The sequence below is a fragment of the Sphingobacterium sp. LRF_L2 genome, from assembly GCF_965644235.1.
In the GTDB taxonomy this organism is placed as follows: Bacteria; Bacteroidota; Bacteroidia; order Sphingobacteriales; family Sphingobacteriaceae; genus Sphingobacterium.
This window is the reverse complement of sequence record NZ_CBFFRI010000010.1, coordinates 142,984-162,974: the sequence shown is the minus strand read 5'-3', so window position 1 is coordinate 162,974 and position 19,991 is coordinate 142,984. Positions and strand designations below refer to the sequence as shown.

General features: G+C 38.3%; 16 protein-coding genes and 1 pseudogene. 11 read left to right on the top strand and 6 right to left on the bottom strand.

Features of this window, described 5'->3' with window-relative positions:
• Nucleotides 1–77: 77 nt before the first annotated feature.
• Nucleotides 78–665: a Crp/Fnr family transcriptional regulator gene (locus ACSZOX_RS19415; RefSeq protein WP_437921850.1), complete on the bottom strand. Its 588-nt coding sequence runs from the start codon at nucleotides 663–665 to the stop codon at nucleotides 78–80.
• A 444-nt stretch (nucleotides 666–1,109) separates the two neighbouring features.
• Between ACSZOX_RS19415 and ACSZOX_RS19410 the strand changes: the two genes are divergently transcribed.
• The 3 genes from ACSZOX_RS19410 (at nucleotide 1,110) to ACSZOX_RS19400 (ending at nucleotide 2,985) form a co-directional block, all read left to right on the top strand.
• Nucleotides 1,110–1,922 carry a siderophore-interacting protein gene (locus ACSZOX_RS19410; protein ID WP_437921849.1) on the top strand — a complete coding sequence of 271 codons (813 nt, stop codon included), beginning with the start codon at nucleotides 1,110–1,112 and terminating at the stop codon, nucleotides 1,920–1,922.
• A gap of 74 nt (nucleotides 1,923–1,996) precedes the next feature.
• Nucleotides 1,997–2,494, top strand: a complete 498-nt coding sequence (locus tag ACSZOX_RS19405; protein ID WP_437921848.1) for a glutathione peroxidase — start codon at nucleotides 1,997–1,999, stop codon at nucleotides 2,492–2,494.
• A 17-nt stretch (nucleotides 2,495–2,511) separates the two neighbouring features.
• The gene (locus tag ACSZOX_RS19400; RefSeq protein WP_437921847.1) at nucleotides 2,512–2,985 is read left to right on the top strand and encodes an SRPBCC family protein; all 474 of its coding nucleotides are present in this window, start codon (nucleotides 2,512–2,514) and stop codon (nucleotides 2,983–2,985) included.
• A 372-nt stretch (nucleotides 2,986–3,357) separates the two neighbouring features.
• Here the strand turns inward: ACSZOX_RS19400 and ACSZOX_RS19395 are convergent, their stop codons facing one another.
• Complete coding sequence (locus ACSZOX_RS19395; RefSeq protein ID WP_437921846.1) at nucleotides 3,358–3,663, bottom strand: hypothetical protein; 306 nt, start codon at nucleotides 3,661–3,663, stop codon at nucleotides 3,358–3,360.
• 97 nt (nucleotides 3,664–3,760) lie between these two features.
• Here ACSZOX_RS19395 and ACSZOX_RS19390 point away from each other — a divergent pair, with 97 nt between their 5' ends.
• Nucleotides 3,761–4,162 (top strand): sensor histidine kinase, encoded by a 402-nt coding sequence (locus ACSZOX_RS19390; protein WP_437921845.1) that lies wholly within the window; start codon nucleotides 3,761–3,763, stop codon nucleotides 4,160–4,162.
• Between the two features lie 6 nt (nucleotides 4,163–4,168).
• Here the strand turns inward: ACSZOX_RS19390 and ACSZOX_RS19385 are convergent, their stop codons facing one another.
• Nucleotides 4,169–5,362: a PepSY-associated TM helix domain-containing protein gene (locus ACSZOX_RS19385; RefSeq protein ID WP_437921844.1), complete on the bottom strand. Its 1,194-nt coding sequence runs from the start codon at nucleotides 5,360–5,362 to the stop codon at nucleotides 4,169–4,171.
• 4 nt (nucleotides 5,363–5,366) lie between these two features.
• A complete protein-coding gene (locus ACSZOX_RS19380; protein ID WP_437921843.1) occupies nucleotides 5,367–7,829 on the bottom strand; it encodes a TonB-dependent siderophore receptor in 2,463 nt (820 codons plus the stop codon).
• Between the two features lie 95 nt (nucleotides 7,830–7,924).
• On the opposite strand from ACSZOX_RS19380, the gene ACSZOX_RS19375 reads away from it, so the two are divergent.
• Nucleotides 7,925–8,995 (top strand): helix-turn-helix transcriptional regulator, encoded by a 1,071-nt coding sequence (locus tag ACSZOX_RS19375; protein WP_437921842.1) that lies wholly within the window; start codon nucleotides 7,925–7,927, stop codon nucleotides 8,993–8,995.
• 75 nt (nucleotides 8,996–9,070) lie between these two features.
• Here the strand turns inward: ACSZOX_RS19375 and trxB are convergent.
• Nucleotides 9,071–10,059 (bottom strand): annotated as a pseudogene (trxB, locus tag ACSZOX_RS19370) (thioredoxin-disulfide reductase).
• Nucleotides 10,060–10,402: 343 nt separating this feature from the next.
• Between trxB and ACSZOX_RS19365 the strand changes: the two are divergent.
• Complete coding sequence (locus tag ACSZOX_RS19365) at nucleotides 10,403–10,852, top strand: protein-disulfide reductase DsbD domain-containing protein (RefSeq protein ID WP_437921841.1); 450 nt, start codon at nucleotides 10,403–10,405, stop codon at nucleotides 10,850–10,852.
• A gap of 23 nt (nucleotides 10,853–10,875) precedes the next feature.
• Here ACSZOX_RS19365 and ACSZOX_RS19360 read toward each other — a convergent pair whose 3' ends face one another.
• Nucleotides 10,876–11,046 (bottom strand): hypothetical protein, encoded by a 171-nt coding sequence (locus ACSZOX_RS19360; RefSeq protein WP_437921840.1) that lies wholly within the window; start codon nucleotides 11,044–11,046, stop codon nucleotides 10,876–10,878.
• Nucleotides 11,047–11,115: 69 nt separating this feature from the next.
• On the opposite strand from ACSZOX_RS19360, the gene ACSZOX_RS19355 reads away from it, so the two are divergent.
• The 5 genes from ACSZOX_RS19355 to ACSZOX_RS19335 all read left to right on the top strand — a co-directional run bounded on the left by ACSZOX_RS19355 (nucleotide 11,116) and on the right by ACSZOX_RS19335 (nucleotide 19,984).
• Nucleotides 11,116–11,706: an RNA polymerase sigma factor gene (locus ACSZOX_RS19355; RefSeq protein WP_437921839.1), complete on the top strand. Its 591-nt coding sequence runs from the start codon at nucleotides 11,116–11,118 to the stop codon at nucleotides 11,704–11,706.
• Nucleotides 11,707–11,835: 129 nt separating this feature from the next.
• Complete coding sequence (locus ACSZOX_RS19350; protein WP_437921838.1) at nucleotides 11,836–12,855, top strand: FecR family protein; 1,020 nt, start codon at nucleotides 11,836–11,838, stop codon at nucleotides 12,853–12,855.
• 50 nt (nucleotides 12,856–12,905) lie between these two features.
• The gene (locus tag ACSZOX_RS19345; protein ID WP_437921837.1) at nucleotides 12,906–16,538 is read left to right on the top strand and encodes a SusC/RagA family TonB-linked outer membrane protein; all 3,633 of its coding nucleotides are present in this window, start codon (nucleotides 12,906–12,908) and stop codon (nucleotides 16,536–16,538) included.
• A gap of 50 nt (nucleotides 16,539–16,588) precedes the next feature.
• Nucleotides 16,589–17,998, top strand: a complete 1,410-nt coding sequence (locus ACSZOX_RS19340) for a RagB/SusD family nutrient uptake outer membrane protein (protein WP_437921836.1) — start codon at nucleotides 16,589–16,591, stop codon at nucleotides 17,996–17,998.
• A gap of 42 nt (nucleotides 17,999–18,040) precedes the next feature.
• Nucleotides 18,041–19,984 carry a TlpA family protein disulfide reductase gene (locus ACSZOX_RS19335; protein WP_437921835.1) on the top strand — a complete coding sequence of 648 codons (1,944 nt, stop codon included), beginning with the start codon at nucleotides 18,041–18,043 and terminating at the stop codon, nucleotides 19,982–19,984.
• Nucleotides 19,985–19,991 lie beyond the last annotated feature (7 nt).

The window sequence follows — 19,991 nt, the reverse complement described above, 5'->3', positions numbered from 1 at the left end:
ACGATTCATAAAGTAGCTTAATTTGAATCCAAAAATAAGCGTAATAATCAAACTAGAAATTGACTTTGGGTAAGAAATTATCTTTCCGTGATTCTTTTGCGTATGCGGCTTAAACTTTCTGCAGTTAATCCGAGATAAGCAGCAATGATTTTTAAAGGGACGCGCTTAAATATTTCCGGACGCTCGTTTATCAATGCGAGATACCTCGTTTCTGGTGTTTTCGTGAGAAGTTGTATTTGTTCATGTTGTTTACGCATAAAAAGGATATCAGCAATAGCTTTACCTATGGTAATTCCTACCGTAGAACGACTGTATAACGTATTGAGATCGTTAAAGTGAATAGACCATAACGTTACCTCTTCAATCGCTTCTGTTTTTATCGCTGTAGGTTGCTGTGTAATAAAAGATAGATAATCACTACATAAAGCATTTTCAAAAAGAATGTTTATGCAGCTATCCTTTTTTCCATCCCAAACGAAGATGCCTATACAGCCAGACACGATGATGTTTACATATTTTTCGACTTTGTCGTGATCCTTAATGATTTCACCCTTTGCAAAATTGCGTATGAGGAGATATTCCGAAAAGGATTTCCAGACATGTATGTCTGCTTTAAAATAATTGTCAAAAACTGATTTTACCTGTTCCGGTGTAGGACTTTGCATTTTATATAAAATTCTTTTTACTGCGAATCTAACTATTTTGAATTCGAATGTAGAAAGCCTTTACTTTAAGCGTATAAATTATTTTTAGGAAATCAGGAATCTGTCGGGTAATATTGCTGAACTTGATGGTCAGATTCTTTACGCCTGCATGTGATATTAGGGAAGAAAGGTTATACGGCACTTGCAGGGCATCTGTTGGATGCGCGTGTCAACGATGGAGGAGAGTTTTTTGTTTATACTTTGGAAACTAAACGAACCAAAGTTAAAAATGACAATTTGGCCTTAAACATTATTGATTTTTTATGCACGATAAATCATTCCCGATATCGGATGTTTTGCTCCCTTTTACAGACACGTCCAATATCGTTGTCTTTCTACTTTTGTATAGTATAATCCTACCCTATAGATCTGTGGTTGGAAGCTTGAAAAAAATAGAAAGTAAATATGGAGAAAACAAAGCTTGAAATTATTCAAACACAGCTTGAAGTAATTCGAAAGGAATATATTACCCCTCATTATATTAGGATATATTTAACAGGGGAAGATGTTGCTAGAATAAATAATACGACTATAGGCGTAAACAATAAGGTACTCATTCCTCCTAAAGGTGTTGATAAGGTTTATTTTCCAGAATTTGACTATGAAAATAGACAGTGGAAGCCCATGTCGGAGGCTATAAGACCAATAGTAAGAACTTACACGCACCGGGGTATTGATCTGATTAAGAACGAAATTTGGATAGACTTCGTTGCTCACGGAGATGAAGGACCTGCTTCAAGTTGGGCACTTGCTGCAAAAGCTGGTGATGTATTGGGAATATTGATGAAAGATGGGAAAACAGCTTTGTACAGTAAAGCTAATAATTACTTACTGGTTGGAGATGCAACCGCGATTCCTGTTCTTGGAGCCATTTTGGAAGACTTACCCGCAGAGGCTAAAGGAACATGTATCATCGAAGTGCATGGAAAAGAGGATGAACAGTCGCTATATACAAAAGCCGATATTCAATTTACTTGGTTGCATAATGAATCTCCACAAAAAGAGAGTGCTTTAGCTGATACGCTTAAAATATATAAGCTACCAACCGAAAACCGATTTGCTTATGTGGCGGCGGAATTCTCTACAGTAAAGAGTATCAGGAATTACTTGAGAAAGGAAGAGAATTGGAAACGAGAAGAACTCTATGCATATTCCTATTGGAAATCCGGTGTTGCGGAAGATAAATCCGCGGCAGAGCGACATGACGAAAATGAATGAAAACTGTGGATGAGAATTTAACCCGAGACTTTGTATTTGCATCGAACATTGCTTAAGTTTGATTAAAAGGATTGATGATGGATAAAGTAACCAAAGCCTCTTTCTATGACCTAGAGGCTAAAACGACAAGCGGTAAGAAAATTGCTTTTTCGGATTTTAGAGGCCAGGTAGTTCTGATTGTGAATACTGCGACACGATGTGGTTTAGCTCCCCAGTTTGAGGGGTTGGAAGAACTGCATCTCAAATACAAAGATCGAGGTCTTGTTATTTTAGGTTTTCCATGCGATCAATTTGCTGGACAAGAACCTGAATCGAATGAGCGGATGGAAGAGGTTTGTAAAATAAACCATGGTGTTACATTTCAGTTAACGGAAAAATGTGAAGTCAATGGCGAGGCCGCTCATCCTGTTTTTAAGTTTTTAAAAAAGAAATTAAAAGGCTTTTTAGGTAGTCGTATAAAATGGAACTTTACCAAATTTGTCATTGATCAAAACGGTGAACCTTGCAAACGCTTCGCTCCCGTTACGAAACCGAAGGATATTGAAAAGCTGATACAGCGTCTATTATCTTAAAATATGCTGGAAAGAATTTGGTAGTTATTAAATTAAATACAACAGTAGATGCACCAATAGAGGTGGTATTTGATCTTTCGCGTAATATTGATATGCATCAATATTCGGTTTCCAACACTCAGGAAAAGGCCGTATCCGGTGTCACATTTGGTCTCATCAACCAAGGGGAATCTGTAACATGGCGAGCTAAACACTTCGGAATCTTTCAGCAACTAACAGTTGAAATCGTAGCTATGGAACGGCCAGTTATGTTTATTGATCGGATGACAAAAGGTATCTTTAAATCTATGGACCATCAACATCATTTCGAAAAGATAGGCGAAAGTACGATTATGCATGATTTATTTTGTTTTCAAGCGCCCTTTGGAATGCTAGGAATCTTCGCAGAGAAGCTCTTCTTAGCACGTTACATGAAGAAATTCCTCAAACAACGGAATACGATAATAAAACAAGTAGCTGAAAGCGGTCAATGGAAGAATTTTCTATCCTAAGCATTGGATAAATTGGGCTTTATTTGTTTTTTACTGTTGTTTTCTGTTTATACCTACTCTTGTTAATCATGAATATACAAATAGCTAAAGGGAGTATTCCACCTATATAAAGAGCCTTTTTATTTAACGGACAGCAGAAGACCGTAATCGTTTTTTTTAACTACTGACAATCTGTTGTCAATTTCGGGTTATTACTTTGTAGATAACAGAATTAACATCGATTACTATGAAAAAGTATGAACTTAATGATTGGAATGATAATAAGGCATCTCATGTTCTTTCTCTCGAATGTCAAGAAAGTATGGCAGTAGAAAATATCTACTTGATCTTTCTTTTTCTGATGTATTTGTTGCTTTTAATGTCACTTTCAAGCTAGATTCTGTATCGTAAAGCAATAGAATTCCAGATGGCCCGGGCGAAATTAACATCTGTTATTTCTGTTCCTCCTTCAAAGATCCAAATCCCAGCACTATCTTTGACAATGGTTCTTGGGACATTATCGACAAGAATACGGATAGCTCGCGTTCCTTTATAAAGATCTTCCCTAACTAACCTGATGATATAATCCACACTATGGAGATTGATCCTAAAACGTAACCCTTCATAGTACGTTGGTGGTAAGATGTTGCTTACTGGTTGGCTGCCCGTGTTTCGATTAATTGATTTAATAAAATTCATAATTTCTTCAGCATAGTAGCTTATGTCTTGAGAACATTTCGTGGAAGAATTAGTTCATGAATCGCATGTTGTTTTTTTAATCTATTTTTAGGACGAAATGTCAAAAGTTCATGCATTCGACCTAATTGGCAACATAATATGTAACTTGATCAGTAATGCGGTGAAATATAGTTTGCCCGGTGGGCTTGTAGAGGTCGATGTTTTTCATTTAAAGGATAAGGAGGCGAGTTTTCTCGCTATTCGAGATTACGGTAGTGGTATGGAATCGTCTACCATGAAGAAAATCACAGAAAAGCAATTCCAAGGTAGTATAGAAGGGGCGCATGACGAAAAAGGAACCGGTATAGGTTTAGCGTTATGTCAAGACTTATTAGAGCGTGTTGGTTGGCGGCTGGAGGTCGTTAGTACGCTGGGAGAGGGGAGTATATTTCGACTGTTTTTGCCTATTCAAAACACTATGATGCCTAGTGCGACCTTGGAGTTATCTGCCTTGGAATAACGGATTTTACGAGACGGGTATCTTTACTTTTTTTGCTTTACTTTTTTTAAACTTTCTTCCGTACCAAACATAGAAGCCTGTAATAGGTAAACTTGCACAAATAATACTGCCCAGAAAGGCGACTATCATGCCCGGAATTCCGGCTATTTTGCCTACATGTATATCATAATTTGAATTACGCCATTTCATTCCCATCGTTTTTTCGTGTTGTAATCGGGAATTATACGCCTTTCCATTTCGTAAATCATAGGCATAGAGGTCTGAAGCCGACCACCAAGAACGATCATCATAATATACTATTCCGTTTAGCTGCTGTACTTCGCTTAATATATTCATGTAGATACCTTCATGAACAACGTGTTTTGTCTGTATATCTTTCCAAATTAAATCGATAGGTCTTGTGTCATGTGTGATTTTTAAAATGGTGTCTAATGAGGCTGTAGGCGGAGCAACCTGTAGATTAGGCCGTTTTCCATCAAGAAGCAAGTAAATGCTATTTTCCCACCATTTAAAAGACCATACCAAACCTGTGCAGGCGATAACAATAGCAATACAAAAGACATAAAATCCAAGTACTTGGTGCAGGTCATAGTTGATGCGTTTCCACTTTGCCGTGAAATCAATTTTCATTCTTTTAATGGCAACCTTTTGGTTTTTAGGCCACCAAAGCCATAGGCCCGAGATTAATATAAATACGAAAATTATTGTACTTGAACCAACAATGGTACTCCCAACGTCGCGACGTAGGTAGAGAAACTGGTGAACTTGGCGTACAATCCAGAAAAAATTCATTTCTACATCTATTTTACCGAGTACTTTGCCATTGTAGGGGTCGACAAAAACGCGATCCCAATAGTAAATCTCTTCATTGATAAAAAAGCCTTGCACATCGGTTTTTGCTCTACGTTTCACCGCTTCGAATACAAAAGGTTTATTACGTTCTGTTGTAGCGGGCGTTCGAACCAGTGTAATCTGTTTCCCTGAATCGACCGCATTTTGAGCCTGTTGCAATAGGGCAGAGAGAGGACGGTATGTTCCGTTTTTAGGAACGTCTACTTGACATAGTTCAGGATGGAATACAGAGAAAAGCTCCTCCTCAAAGACAAATATTGCCCCTGTTGTACTAACTACAAATACCACAAGCCCGGACAGTAGTCCGAGCCAGCGGTGAAGAAATAATGCGATTTTCTTGAATGGCATGTTGTTAAAATGTATAGCCAAGAGTGAATAAGAAATTTCGAGGTGTTCCAGGAAATAGACGAATGTAGTCGTAACCACCCACCCAATGTGTTTTATTAGTGATGTTGTTGAAGTTTCCTTGTATTTGTACTTTTCCTATTGTGTAGTACAGCGCTGCATTAAAAAGGGTATATGAAGGTATTGTTTGATCTTGATTCAAAGACAGGTTACGCTTGTCTACGAAATTTGTACCAAAGCCGATTCCTAAACCTTTGACTGCTCCCTTTGGAATGGAAAAGCGAGTCCAAAGGTTGGCGGTATTTTTTGGAGCATTCGGTTTTTGTCTATTCAATTCCTCGTTATTTGCTCCATGTGTAATTTTTGCATCATTATGCGCGTAAGATCCTATGATACTCCAATACGGAAGGATTTGACCTTGGATATCAAATTCAATTCCTTTTGATCGTTCTTTCCCAATTTGCTCCAGCAAATCTGCATTATCAGCAGTAGGAGCTGCATATAATGTATTCTTTTGGTTGATTTGATAGACAGCTGTGCTTAATTGTAGCTTTCCGTTAAGCCACGCTGTTTTTAAACCAAATTCTGTCATATCATTCTCTAAAGGATCAAAAGGACCTCCTGCGTTTGGATTCGATAAAGCGGAGGCTGTTTGTGGGTTGTAACCCTGAACATAGGTTCCATAGATGTTAATTTGTGGACTGATGGTATAAACTGCGCCAATACGAGGAAGTAGGACATCTTGATAGACATTATCCGCTTTTTCTGTTTTGTAATTGACAATATCTTTATATGTTTCATACCGCAAGCCTAACAAGAGTTGTAGAGGGCCAAAAGTTAGTTGATCTTGCAGGTAGAATGCATTGAGATGGTAGTAGGTTGGAGCTACTAGAGTCGATGCAAAGAAGTATTTACTAGCATCTTGTAATTGCTGGCTTTTTAATGGATTACTCAAATCAAAGCTAGATACATTGGGTATCGGATTTCCTTGGCTATCCAACATATAATCCGCTATTTTTGCCGGATTAAATCGGGCTATTGTTCCTGTATTATCTTTATTTCTGTATCCACTGGCTGTTAATTGAGAGCCACCCACGGGGAGCACCTCTTGTGCGTAATCGTACCCTAAAACCAGCTTATGTAGAATAGTTCCGGTTCTTGTTTGGTAGTTAAAGAACGCTGCAAGATTGTCCATAAAACGTTTTCTATTACGTATAAACACCTGGCGCGCAACCATGTTGTCGATATTTTCTCCGTTGCCATCTACAGCATAGGCATTTGCTGAGCGATGCTCCGATAGATCTTCCGCATAGCCAGTTTTTATATAGGAAGCATTAAAGCTCAAATCATTTGTAAAATGATGATTTAGCGATGCCGTAATCATATAAGTCTGTTCGTTGAGGAAATCGTTTGCCGTACTCATGGATTGACTGATGGGCGTTGAATAGAGATCTCCATTAGCAAAAACTGATTGCCCCCGATCCAAGCGTGACCGAGAGTCGTTATATACCATATCAAAATTTAAACGCGTATTGGCAGATGGGATGAATGAAAAAGACGGTGCAATAACTATATTTTTATCAAATTGTAAGTCCCGAAAGCTTTGCGCATTTTCATAACCGATGTTTAGTCTGTAAAGCAAAGTTTTGTCCGATGTCATGGGGCCAGTAAAATCTGCTAATGCTCTCATATTGTTGAAGCTACCCACAGCGAACTGTAATGATTTCCTTGTTTCGTCTAAAGGTTTTTTCGTCACTCGGTTTACTACTCCTCCTGGACTTGAGTTTCCAAACAAGGCAGAGGAAGGTCCTTTCAAAACTTCAACACGTTCTAAGTAATTGGCTAGTGGTTGTTTCCAAAAACCCGTAGTCGTTCGTAAGCCATTCACGAGCTGTGTATTAGATCCACCATTGATACGAAAGCCACGTATGGTGATATCGTCATAAAAGGTAAACTGATTTACGCCGCTAAAATTTTTTACGATATCTCCGACACGCATCAAGCCTTGATCGGCAATTAGTTCCTTTGTGGCATAGGATACCGATTGAGGAAGATCACGAAGTTTCGTTTCGGTCTTACTTCCGATGAATGATTGGTTGTTTGTGTAGGATTTTTCCTTTCGGCCAAATATTTCTACTGTCTGTAACGCTTCTTGGGTCGGCGTAAGAAGAAAATCGTACGTACTTCTATCGTTTTTTAAGATATTTATCTTTTGTTTTATTGTTTTGAAACCAATTGCGCTGATTTGTATTTCATACGTTCCCTCCGGTAATGTTTTTAAAATGAACTGACCATAAACATCTGTTACCGATGTTGTCGTTGGTTTATATGTTGTGATATTAGCATTCGGAAGAGGCTCCCCACTTTGTTCATTGCGGACTGTTCCTCGGAAAAGAGCGAAATCTTGTGCTTTTAGAAGTGACACAAAAAGTGAAAAGATGAAAAAAAGTAGAATAGTGTATTTATTCATTTTATTTAAAATAAGTCTTAATAAGAGGCAAAAGTCGCGTATAAAACTTACATTTGTTGGAGAAAAAATATACAAATCAGGAATTTTTAAGGCATATGAGGAGTAAAGGTTTGGAGAAAATACTTCGTAAAAATGGTTCATTACAAGAGACTTGGGCTTTAGATAAGAAAGTTGAAGCCGAAATGCAAGTCGTGCCACCACACTATATGTTTGATATACGGGATTTTGCAGATCGACCTTTTCAGCAACGGCAAAACAGATTAAAACAATACCGATCAGAGATGACGGTTACAGAATTGGTGTTCCCAGAAGGGATACATGTGATGCATGCTCAATTACAATCTCAAAGTGATGGCTACCTCTGTATCGATGTCGCACAGCCTTATATTCATTTATTTTTTGCACTCCAAGACGATAGACATTATTATGTCGATGGTAATTTGTTGGGTAAACTATCGCCGGGAAGACACCAAGCTTTTTTGTTTCACAAAGAAGAGGTGACTGCGCTATGGCATGTCCAGACTGAAGATTGCTTTGTGGAAATCAACATCGCAGTAGCTGTGTTAGAAAGCTGGTTGCCTGAAACGGGAGAACATCGGATAAGGTTGGAAGAGATTTTAGAAAAACAGCAATCTAAGGCTCTCTTTCCAGATACAATGCAGACAAGTCAACGTCAAAAGCAGATTTTAATGGAGTTAACCAATAAAATGGTGGAGGAAGATTGGCTTCATTTATATACGAAAGCGAAATTGATGGAACTTGTGGCTTTAGTGTTTGATCAGCAACAGGTGCAGGAATCGCTACCGCTAAAAGAGGAAATAAGCACAGATATGCAGAAATTGATGGAGGAAGCGAAACGGATATTGGATCATGACGTAGTTAACCCACCTTCGATTTCTGAGTTATCCATCCTGTTGGGCACGAATGAGAACTACCTTAAGAAGTACTTCAAATTATGTTATCAAACAACCATATATGGGTACCTCACATCAGTTCGTATGCAACGAGCCAAAGAAATGTTACAGCAAGGTGAACGTCCCATCAATGAGATATCCCGTTTTCTTGGTTACAACAGTCACGCTCATTTCTCTGCAAGTTTTAAAAAGCACTTCGGTATTAAGCCAAAAATATTGCATAAGCAACGTGGGGTAGGTGTGGATAGCTAAAAATGGATGATATTAACATCTCCTACGCTTATTCTCCTAAAGCAATTTAATACTTTATAGAACTTTCGTCTCCTATCAGCGTTCCAATTCCTTATTTACTTCAAGGACATCTTCGCGTGCCGCAAGATAGCGCTCTGCTTCTAATGCCGCCATACATCCCGTCCCCGCCGCTGTAATAGCTTGGCGATAAATAGGATCTTGCACGTCTCCACAAGCAAAAACCCCCGGAATATTTGTAGCCGTAGAATTGGGTTTTGTCGATAGATAACCTATATTGTCCATTTCAAGTTGTCCCTGAAAGAGCTCTGTGTTGGGTTTGTGCCCGATGGCAACAAAAAATCCGCTGACATTTAAGATGGATCCCTCGTGCTGGGTTTTGTTGTTGAATGTTCGAATACCTGTTACTCCGCGTTGGTCTCCAAGAATCTCTACTGTCTCCGTATGATACAGCACTTCGATGTTTTTGGTATTTTGAATTCGGTTTACCATCGCTTTGGAGGCGCGAAATGCGTCTCGTCTGACCAACATATACACTTTTCTACAAAGCTTGGCAAGGTAGGTTGCTTCTTCTGCAGCCGTATCTCCTGCACCTACAATGGCTACATCTTGTCCCTTGAAAAAGAACCCATCACAGACCGCACATGCTGACACGCCAAACCCGTTGAATTTCTCTTCTGAAGTAGACCAAGCCACTTCGCGGCTGCGCCTGTTGCTATGATTACAGATTCTGCAGTGATATGTTGAGTCCCGTCTACTTCAATTTGGTGTACACCATCTTCTTTCGAAAAAGAAACCTTGGTGATATAGCCAAAGCGCACATCAGTACCAAACCTCTCTGCTTGCATTTTAAGGTCTTCCATGAGTACTGGACCTGTAACACCTTGTGGGTAACCCGGAAAGTTGTCAACTTCTGTTGTTTGGGTGAGTTGTCCCCCGAGGATGATTCCTGTATAGAGTACTGGTTTCAAATCCGCGCGGGCTGCATAAATGGCTGCGGTATAGCCTGCTGGACCCGATCCGATAATAAGGCATTTCACATGTCCTACATATTCATTGTATGTCATTGGTAACCGATATTTATACTTTTTTTAGATTTATCAACCTTGCAAAACTAAAGCATGTCGGGTAAAATGAAACCCTTATTTGTATTTTTCGAATAATTAACAGGAATTATCCCTACTTCGGGATTGTTTGTTGTAATATTTATTGTGTAATGTGTTTTTTGTTGTTTTTTTTATGGAAATAGGGGTGATATGTTGTTTATATTATGATTTGTATAAAGATTTGTAAAAAAAACAAAAGTAGAGATGTCCGGCTTGGTGGTGGTGTTTTTTAGTACATCCTCCTTGATTCGTAGGTGCTCACAACGATATTTGTAATAAGACACGAATTAAATAATCTATACAGATGAAGAAAATAACCCTAGTTGTAGTAGCAGCTATGATGATGATGTCAGCTGCAATCGCACAGATTCATAATCCCGTAAAATGGTCTGTTGCCTCAAAAAAAATAAACAGTAAAGAAGCGGTGGTATTCATTAAAGCGACGATACAGGATGGCTGGCACATTTACGGACTGGATGTTCCAGAAGGAGGACCTATATCGACGAAGTTTTCATTTAGTACGTCATCTGAATATACGTTGAATGGAAAGGTAGCTGCTCCAGCTCCTCAAAGTAAATATGAAAAAGATTTTAAGATGAATGTGCCTTATTATCCTAAAGAAGTAACTTTTCAGCAAAAAGTAAAACTGACAAAAGGCCAGACGACGGTAAAAGGTGTCGTTGAGTTTATGGCATGTGATAAGTCGCAATGTTTGCCTCCTGACGAATATAATTTTAGCATCGCAATAAAGTAGTAAGATTTTAACCGATTTCGACTTCAAAGATAACGAAGCGCACGTGAAACCGGTAGGCAGGTTAGCATAACTTGCTTAAAGAAAATACCGAAAAGGTATTGTTGTTTAGTTAGTAAAATTAAAAGGCTACCTCGCCCGGGTGTAGCCTTTTTTACTTCCAATACACCTGTTTGAATTTCTATCACTTCTTTCATTTTCTTTATTACTTTTGTTTTAACTTGACAAGTTGAAAATACCACAAGTGTATTTTTTTAGATAAGTAGATGTCAAATACAGTAAATACATATTGGGACAGTTTTCTTGCAGGAGATAAATTTGCCTTTGAGCAAATCTATAGATTGCTATTGCCTAATTTGTATGAATACGGAATGCGGCGGGTTGCTGATGAGACATTGGTAAAAGACGCCATTCAGGATGTTTTTATCAAACTATGGGAAGGACGGGAAAAGCTAAGAGAAATTGCAAGTCCAAAACATTATTTACTTGTCGCATTAAAAAACAGCTTGTTGAATGCACAACTTCGTGACGGGAAACTCAGTCCTATCAGTGAGAAGGAAGAATTTGCGCTAAACTTTAATCTTGAAAGTCAGATCATCAAAACAGAAGAAGATCGGCTTAGAGCTGAAAAACTCGTTCGCGCATTAGAACAACTAACGGCTAAACAGCGAGAAGTCATTTATTTACGTTATTTCCAAGAGCTCAGTTATGAAGAAATTCATGCGCTAACCCATATTTCTATTAAGAGCTTATATAAGATTAACCATCGCGCAATAGAAACATTGAAAGAATTTTTGGCTATGCCAAAAGGCGATGTTATCTTATTATTATCCCTTCTTCGATTTTTATATTCATAATATATTTAGTTTATCTTTTATTCTTTTTTGACCATTTGGGTGCTATTTTGAATTTTTTTTAAAAAAACTTTCAATCTCATGGGATAAAATGAATTGTTTATTTGTCTTACTCTTAACAATGTCCTAATAATGGAGAAATATAACGTTTACACGGTACAGGATTTTTTGGATGATATGGATTTCTTGATGCATGTCAAATATCCAGATGGTGCGGATGCGCAGCCCTGGATAGACTGGCGTCAGGGTAATCCACCGAATGCCGACTTATACGATGAGGCGCGTTTTTACCTGCAAGGAATTTTGGGATTGGTTCGGTTACATCCTACACAATCGTTCGCGAATCGCCTATATGAAGATATTGAGTCCGGTATTCAGAAAAATAGTCGTTTGAAAAAAAGTAAAGAAATTCGTTTATGGGTTTATCGTAGTGCAGCTGCGGCTATTTTATTGTTCGTGACACTTTTCTGGTACTTTACGTCCCTTATTACAATCAGCACAGGTAATGGAGAAGTTCAGGTGATGCAGTTACCGGATAGTAGTGTAGTACATATCAATGCGAATTCATCAGTGGCATACCATCGCGCTTGGACTTGGTACGATAAAAGAGAAGTTTATACCACTGGAGAAGTGCTATTTGAGGTGAAACATTTGAATAAAGATAATTCAAGAATAAAAACCGGAGATCAATTTGTCGCTTATTCTGGCGATATCGCGGTCGAGGTACTCGGTACGAAATTCAATATCAAAAACAGGGATGCAAAAATCACCGTATCACTTTTAGAAGGGAAAATCGCTCTTCGGAATTTAAGAAAACCTACAGAGGTTAAATTGATGACACCAGGAAATGCCATCATGTATACAGCTGATGGTTTTCAGGAAGCTACAGAAGGAGTTGCTAAAATAGAGCAATCTACTTCTTGGTCTGAAAAGAATCTTGTAGCCGAAAATTTATCCATTGGCGATTTAATTAATGAATTCCGCTATATCTATGGGCGGGAGATCGTGGTGACGGACAGTAGTTTGCTGAACAAGCGAATCGATGGTCGTATATCGCTTAATTCACAAGAGAGTATCATATATTCTCTTGCCAATATTCTGGAAGCTAATATTCGTTTGGACAAGGATACAGTTTATCTAGACCCTAAGTAGAGCAGAAACTAAATAATAAATACTTAATTACTCTAACCTATCATTTGACAATGAAGATGAAAACAAACCAAAAGCAACCGAAAAGCAAGCTGTTATCGCTGCTCATCGGTTTATTGTTCTTCAGTTTGTGTTTGCCAGCCTTTGCCCAACAACGGTTAACACTTACAGAAGCAATCAAACGTGTTGAACAGCGGTTCAATGCGAACTTGAGTTATGAACATAATCTTTTACAAGGAAAGTTCACAGATTCTGAAGCGCTCAAAGGTGCGAAATTGGAAGAAGTACTGAAGAAATTACTTTACCCCAATCAGCTCGTGTTTCTCTATGTGGATGAAAAATCATATTCTATCGTGAAGCGTAGTGAGCAAGAGGAAAGTTCAGGATCGTTTAGACGAATGGATGTTGATACTCGAGATCAAAATGTTACCGATCGTGTATCAGGCACAGTTCGATCTTCTTCTGGGAAACCGATTCCTTTTGCGAGTGTTTGGGTAAAAGATACCCGGAAAGGAGCTAAAAGTGATGAGAATGGTCGTTTTTTGGTGTATGATATCAAGCCCGACGATGTGATTGTCGTTACAGCAGTAGGTTATGAAGAAAGTAGTGTGGTGTCCGGAAATAGAAACGAGGTTACTTTTGTGATGAAGGAAAAAGAGAATCTGTTGGAAGAGGTGGTCATTTCAACTGGTTATCAGAAGATATCGAAAGAACGTGCCACGGGATCTGCTTCCGTTATTACGGCGAAGGATTTGGAAAAGATTCCTTCTCCCAATTTAATACAACGTTTAGAAGGGCAAGTTCCCGGCGTACAGGTGTCTATTGGTACAGGTGATCGTACATTTACTTATAACAATAACCAACTAGGGATCTATTCCAGTACGCGTACTATTGGTCAAAACGATTATAGTATGAATGTACGGGGGATAGGGAGTATCGATACGGAGACAGAAAAATCCCCTTTGGTTGTGGTTGATGGAGCAATTTCCACTATAGATTTAGCCATGTTAAATCCAAACGACGTGGAAAACATTACTATTTTGAAAGATGCAGCTGCAGCTTCTATTTATGGGGTTCGCGCTGCAAATGGTGTCATTGTTGTTACCACAAAAAAGGGGTCTATTACGGGGGTGCCACGTGTCAATTTTTCTATGAACACGGCTTTTTCTGGACGACCTAATTTGGGATACTTAAAGACAATGAATAGTGCTGAGATGATTGATTACCAAGAAGAACTTGTTTCAAAAAATATTCTCAATGCTAATAATAACTCTGCTCTAAATTATACTTATTCGCAATATTATGCAGGAGATGTTGTAGCGGCAGCAATTAATTTAAAGAACGGCCAGATGACACAGGCGGATTATGATGCATTTGTAAACCCACTCAAGAACATTGATAATCGTTCCCAGATTCAGGAATACTTGTTGAGGCCAATGAACAGTCAGCAATACAACTTCTCTATTAGCAACGGAACAGAGAATAATAACTATTTCTATTCCGCCTCCTACGCTAATGAAAACCCTTATACTAAAGGGGAAAATGGGAAACGATTAACATTGAATCTCAATAACTCCTGGAAATTATTCAAAATTGCTACTTTATCTACGAGTATAAAGGGGACTTTTTTTCGTAATAACAAAGGTGGAATTGGTCTGTCGACGATTTATGACGCTAGTAGTTCAACGCTATTGCCCTACCAGTTACTAGCTGATGAGAATGGAAATGGAATTTCTTATGATCGTCTGACGCCAGGCTTCGTTGACGCGCTTGGTTCAGCTTACAAGGACTGGGGATATAATTATTTGCAAGAGTTAGCACTTGCTGATAACATGCAAAAAGACAATAATTATTCTGCGATTATTAATTTAGAAGTTCCTTTCTACAAAGGTTTAAAGGGTTCTGTTATGTATGCAAATGAACGTTCTTTTGGAGATAATCGTCGTTTCCAAGATGAGAATTCATATGCAAACAGATCTTTACTGAACTTATTTACCCCCATAGGAGCGACCTCAAATTCTATAGGTCTCAATAAAGGCGGAATCTATAATATTATCAATACAACTGTAAATAATTATACGGTTAGAGGACAATTAAGTTATGATAGGCTATTCGCACAAAAACATGAAGTCACAGCAATAGCGGGTTCCGAAATAAGACAAACGGAAGCAGGTCAAGGAAACAATACGCTTTATGGGTATAATCCTCAAACTGGATTTAATACAGCTGTGAGTTATGCGAACTATGCTTATAGTACCTTGGCTGGCTATAGTTCAAGCCTTTCGGGATCTCCTTCACAAGCCGATCGTACCCGACGCTTTTTATCTTATTTTTCAAATGCAGCGTATACATACTTAGGAAAATATACGGTATCGGGAAGTGTCCGATACGATGATTATAACAATTTTGGGTTAGATCGCGAATTTCGTGCGACCCCGTTGTGGTCTACTGGATTGAAGTGGAATGTTAGCAAAGAAGGTTTTATGAAGAATGTTAAAGGTTTAAATCAATTAGCATTGCGTGCTACCTATGGCGTAAACGGAAACATTACACAGGATGTTCGTCCCTTTACTTATATAACGTTGGATGAGTCTTATCTAAATGCGACAAACGAACCTAGTGCAAGTATTATTGCAATCGCAAATCCACAATTGCGTTGGGAGAAAACATATGTGACAAATATTGGTCTTGATTTTGGGTTGCTTGACAATAGATTAACAGGTGTTATCGACTATTATTATAAGGACGGTCGAGATTTGTTGTATAGTTTTCCTATTGCGGCGCCTTATGTTGGAAACATCAATTCAGGTACTTTAAAACGAAACACCGCAACAATGGTCGGCAAGGGGGTAGATATAGGATTGACGGGAGTACTTTTGCGGAATACGGATTGGAATTGGGATATGACAGCAAATTTTTCCTACAATACGAATGAGGTTACCGACAACCGTTTTGATCCTACAGATATTTCCACTTTCACTTATTCTTACACACCTGTTGGCATAAGTTTTTTAGAGGGGTACCCTAGCGATAAAGTGTTTGCTTTTCGTCATGCGGGATTAGATGAAAATGGGTTAACACAAATCTATAATAAAAATGACGAGGTTGTTTCCGTAAGACAGACCTTAGCAGGTGTTGAAGATCTGAAGTATGTAGGACGTACTACAGCTCCTTATTATGGAAGTTTGCGTACAAACCTTCGTTATAAGCAATGGTCGATGTATGCCCTTTTTACGTATCAATTTGGCAATGTATTTATGAAACCAAGTGTAGAATCTTATATGACTCCAAGTAGAGGGTTTACATTGCCTAAGTATGATTTGAGTGCAGATATTGCAGACAGATGGCGTGAAAGCGGTGATGAAGCAAAAACGAATGTTCCTGCGGTGACGGCAGATATTTATTCGCAATATAGTCTGCAACGTTATATGTATTCGGATATTAATGTGCTGAAAGGCGATTACATTCGTTTACGTGAGGTATCTTTAAGTTACTCTTTGCCCAAAAATTTATTGAATAGTATAAAAATCGAACAAGTACACCTAACAGGTTCGGTCCGTAATTTAGGATTGATTTGGACGGCAAACAAAGAAGGTTATGATCCCGATTTCGTAACATCTGTAGGTAATGTAACCAATTTACGTCCTGTACCAAGTTATAATTTTTCCATTAACGTTAACTTCTAAAATGGATTATCATGAAAACAAAAGCTCACCTATTCAACAAAAAAGCAAAAATGAGAATAATATATAAATTAGGTTTTTCAATACTCTCATTGATAGGCTTAAGCAGCTGTGAAAAATATGTGGACATAAAGACACAAGGACAGCTCACTCCTGGAACAATAGAGAATTATAGGTATTTGTTAAATAATACATCCGTTTGGGAAGCAGCTCCGACCATATCTGATATGGCTTCCGACGATTTAGAGATTTTAGATGGATCAGCACAACAGTTATCTTTAGCAAGTAGCGACTATTATGGTTATTATGGGAGAGCCTACCAGTGGTCGGACGTTATCTATCCTATAGAGAATATGTACTATAAGGATGATAATTGGAGTTGGCTGTATAATACTATTGCGTATGCCAATACTGTTATCGCGGAGGTCCCTAATGTTTCAGACGGCACGCAAGATGAAATAGATGCTTTGATCGCAGAAGCTAAGGTGCATCGTGCATCTGCATATTTGATGCTCGTGAATACTTATGCAAAACCTTACATAGAGAGTACAGCTTCTACAGATTTAGGTGTTCCACTTGTGCTCGCGCCGACAACAGAACAGCCTTTAGTGAGAGAGCCTGTGCAAAAAATCTATGAATCTATTTTATCCGATTTGGAAACAGCAATATCGAGTCTTCCCTCCACACAGTCGTATACAACCTTACCAACAAAAGCATCAGCATATGGTCTCTTGGCAAGAACTTGTCTTTATATGAACCGTTATACTGAAGCAGCAGCAGCAGCAGATCAGGCTTTAGCATTGAAAAGCGATCTAATCGATTTGACAACTCTTACGGAATTAACATCGACTAATTATCCACAGCGGGTTTTCAATAGTGAAATTTTGTTGTCGAAAGTTCCCATTAATGGTGTAACTGCATACACGACGACTGCGCTTCGATTGAGTGATGATCTTTTAAGTTTGTTTAATACCAATGATCAACGTTATAATTTGTTTACTGTTCCGGGAAGTATCATCTCTTCGTGGGATGTATATGAAGGACGCTATTATTATCTTGATTACATCATGAATGAAGGACGAAACGTAGGGCCTACTGTTCCTGAAATGCTATTAATCAAAGCAGAAGTGGAAGCCCGTAATAATCAACCTGCAGCAGCTATGGCGTTGGTTAATCAATTACGTGCAAAGCGAATTTTACCTAATGGTAATGTTAATTTGACCGCAGGCACAGCTGATGAAGCACTTATAAAGGTTATTCAGGAACGTCGTCGCGAATTTATGTTCCGCATGTTACGTTGGTGGGATATGCGCCGATTAAAAGATGATACGAGATTTCAAAAAACGTATACCCGTACATTCGGTGGAAAAACAACAACTCTTGCACCGAACAGCAATCGTTATGTGTTTCCTATTGCATCCTATGAAATTAATTTAAGTCCCGAAATCGTGCAAAACCCATAACCGGAAGTTGTATTAAGAAGATAGATAAGTAGTATGAGAACAATGAATAAAATAATCAAAAAATCTTTTAATGCGTTAACAGGAGTATTATTACTTAGTGCTCCTTTGATGGCGCAAAACGCTAACTTTAAGGTGATACCTGAGTTTCCTAAAGAACTAGATACCATTCAGCTAATTTATGATGCGCGAAATACCGCACTAAAAAATGCAACGGAAATATCTGGAATGCTTACAGGTTTCCAAAATTTTAAATGGATACATGATAACTTGAAATTTGCCAAGAAAGACTCGGTCTGGACAACGCAATATGTTTTACCTGCCGATTTAGGTTTGATGAATATTGTATTCCAATCCGATACCTTACAAGATAATGGTGGTGACCAGACCTATTCCTACATATTGTCGGCAAACGATGGACGCCAAGTATCCGGTGGTATGTTGGGGTGGGGATTGTTGCGGACACCTCATATTGTAAGAGGTGTACCTTACGTCGTTGATACCACTTCCTACAAGACGGATGAAATTTTGTTGATGTGGGCAAAGTACGAGTTGCAATATCATCCCGAGAATCGTTTTCGAGTGCTATATGCTGCAGCAAGTGCATTAAAACATATGAATACAGCTGAATCTTCAAGTAAACTGCAGAACGAATTGAACGCTCTTCAGCAAATTCCTGAAATAAGAGAAGAGGATTTGTTAGAAATCTATAAGGTGTACAAAGAAATTCTTCAGGATACGGCAAAGACAGCAGAAATAGAAACACAAATCCGAACTAAGTTCCCAAAAGGAGAATATGTGACAGGACAGCAACGCTTAAGTGACTTTAAATTAATACAGGAGGCTAAGACAGACGATGAGCGATTAAATGCAGCTATGAATTTTGTTGACAAACATCCTTATAATGATGCAGATTCAATTTTCAATGACGCCAATCGTATCAGTTATGTTAGTGCTTATTGGATTATTTCCGTCTATACAAGTATGCAGAAAGATTTGAGCACTTATACGAAGTATATCTCGACGACGGCTCCATACCAAGCTTTATCCAATGTCATATATAGATCGTTAGATGTGCCATACATTTCGCAAAAAAGCATGAATGCGGCTGAGATTTTACCCTATGCACGTGTCGTGATGGATCGCTTAAATTACTATAAAGATAATTTTCATTCAGATAAGTATGCCACACTTTACTACATTAATGCACCTCTTTTTGCAAAGATATTAGTCGATAACAAATTGTATGATGAGGCTTTCGTTTATGCGGCAGCAGCGCAGAGCACAGCGCGTTACGAAAATGCTGATTTAAATGATACCTATATTCGGGTGCTTGAAGGCCAGTCGAAAATGAAAGAGTTGCAGATCGCTTTAGAGAAAAGTTATTCGCTAAACCAAAGTTCGACCTACATGTTAGACTTGTTAAAAGAGTTGTATAAAAAGAAAAATAGTTCGATCGAAGGTTATGAAACATATTTGGCCGGACTAAAGGATGTAGATAAAGGAAACGAATTAAAAGCAAAGGTGAAAGGTCTACTGATAAACAAAGACTTTACTGATTTTGAATTGTTAGACCAATATGGCAACAAAGTACGTTTGTCTGATCAGAAAGGGAAGATTGTAGTTTTGGACTTTTGGGCATCTTGGTGTGCACCTTGTAAAGGAGCCTTTCCGGGAATGAAATTGGCCGTTGAGCATTTTAAAAATGATTCAGATGTGGTTTTTTATTTTGTTGATACACAAGAGCGTAAAGCAGATATGAAAGACTATGTTACGAATTACATGAAGGAGAACAATTATCCATTTACCGTGTTATTGGATGTCAATAGTAATGTGTCTAAAAAAGCAGGCGTTACAGCTATCCCACACAAAATGGTAATTGGACCTAATGGAAAATTACGTTTTTCGGAAATCGGTTACATGGGAAGTGCTTCGGAACTTTCCGACGAGATTATAGAGATGGTGAATTTGGTAAAAGCTGAAAAATAAATTAGAT

Coding starts and splice junctions, on each gene's coding strand:
- ACSZOX_RS19415 (WP_437921850.1), bottom strand. CDS start 665: ATGCAAAGTCCTACACCGGAACAGGTAAAATCAGTTTTTGACAATTAT.
- ACSZOX_RS19410 (WP_437921849.1), top strand. CDS start 1,110: ATGGAGAAAACAAAGCTTGAAATTATTCAAACACAGCTTGAAGTAATT.
- ACSZOX_RS19405 (WP_437921848.1), top strand. CDS start 1,997: ATGATGGATAAAGTAACCAAAGCCTCTTTCTATGACCTAGAGGCTAAA.
- ACSZOX_RS19395 (WP_437921846.1), bottom strand. CDS start 3,663: ATGAATTTTATTAAATCAATTAATCGAAACACGGGCAGCCAACCAGTA.
- ACSZOX_RS19390 (WP_437921845.1), top strand. CDS start 3,761: ATGTCAAAAGTTCATGCATTCGACCTAATTGGCAACATAATATGTAAC.
- ACSZOX_RS19385 (WP_437921844.1), bottom strand. CDS start 5,362: ATGCCATTCAAGAAAATCGCATTATTTCTTCACCGCTGGCTCGGACTA.
- ACSZOX_RS19380 (WP_437921843.1), bottom strand. CDS start 7,829: ATGAATAAATACACTATTCTACTTTTTTTCATCTTTTCACTTTTTGTG.
- ACSZOX_RS19375 (WP_437921842.1), top strand. CDS start 7,925: ATGAGGAGTAAAGGTTTGGAGAAAATACTTCGTAAAAATGGTTCATTA.
- ACSZOX_RS19365 (WP_437921841.1), top strand. CDS start 10,403: ATGAAGAAAATAACCCTAGTTGTAGTAGCAGCTATGATGATGATGTCA.
- ACSZOX_RS19360 (WP_437921840.1), bottom strand. CDS start 11,046: ATGAAAGAAGTGATAGAAATTCAAACAGGTGTATTGGAAGTAAAAAAG.
- ACSZOX_RS19355 (WP_437921839.1), top strand. CDS start 11,116: ATGTCAAATACAGTAAATACATATTGGGACAGTTTTCTTGCAGGAGAT.
- ACSZOX_RS19350 (WP_437921838.1), top strand. CDS start 11,836: ATGGAGAAATATAACGTTTACACGGTACAGGATTTTTTGGATGATATG.
- ACSZOX_RS19345 (WP_437921837.1), top strand. CDS start 12,906: ATGAAGATGAAAACAAACCAAAAGCAACCGAAAAGCAAGCTGTTATCG.
- ACSZOX_RS19340 (WP_437921836.1), top strand. CDS start 16,589: ATGAGAATAATATATAAATTAGGTTTTTCAATACTCTCATTGATAGGC.
- ACSZOX_RS19335 (WP_437921835.1), top strand. CDS start 18,041: ATGAATAAAATAATCAAAAAATCTTTTAATGCGTTAACAGGAGTATTA.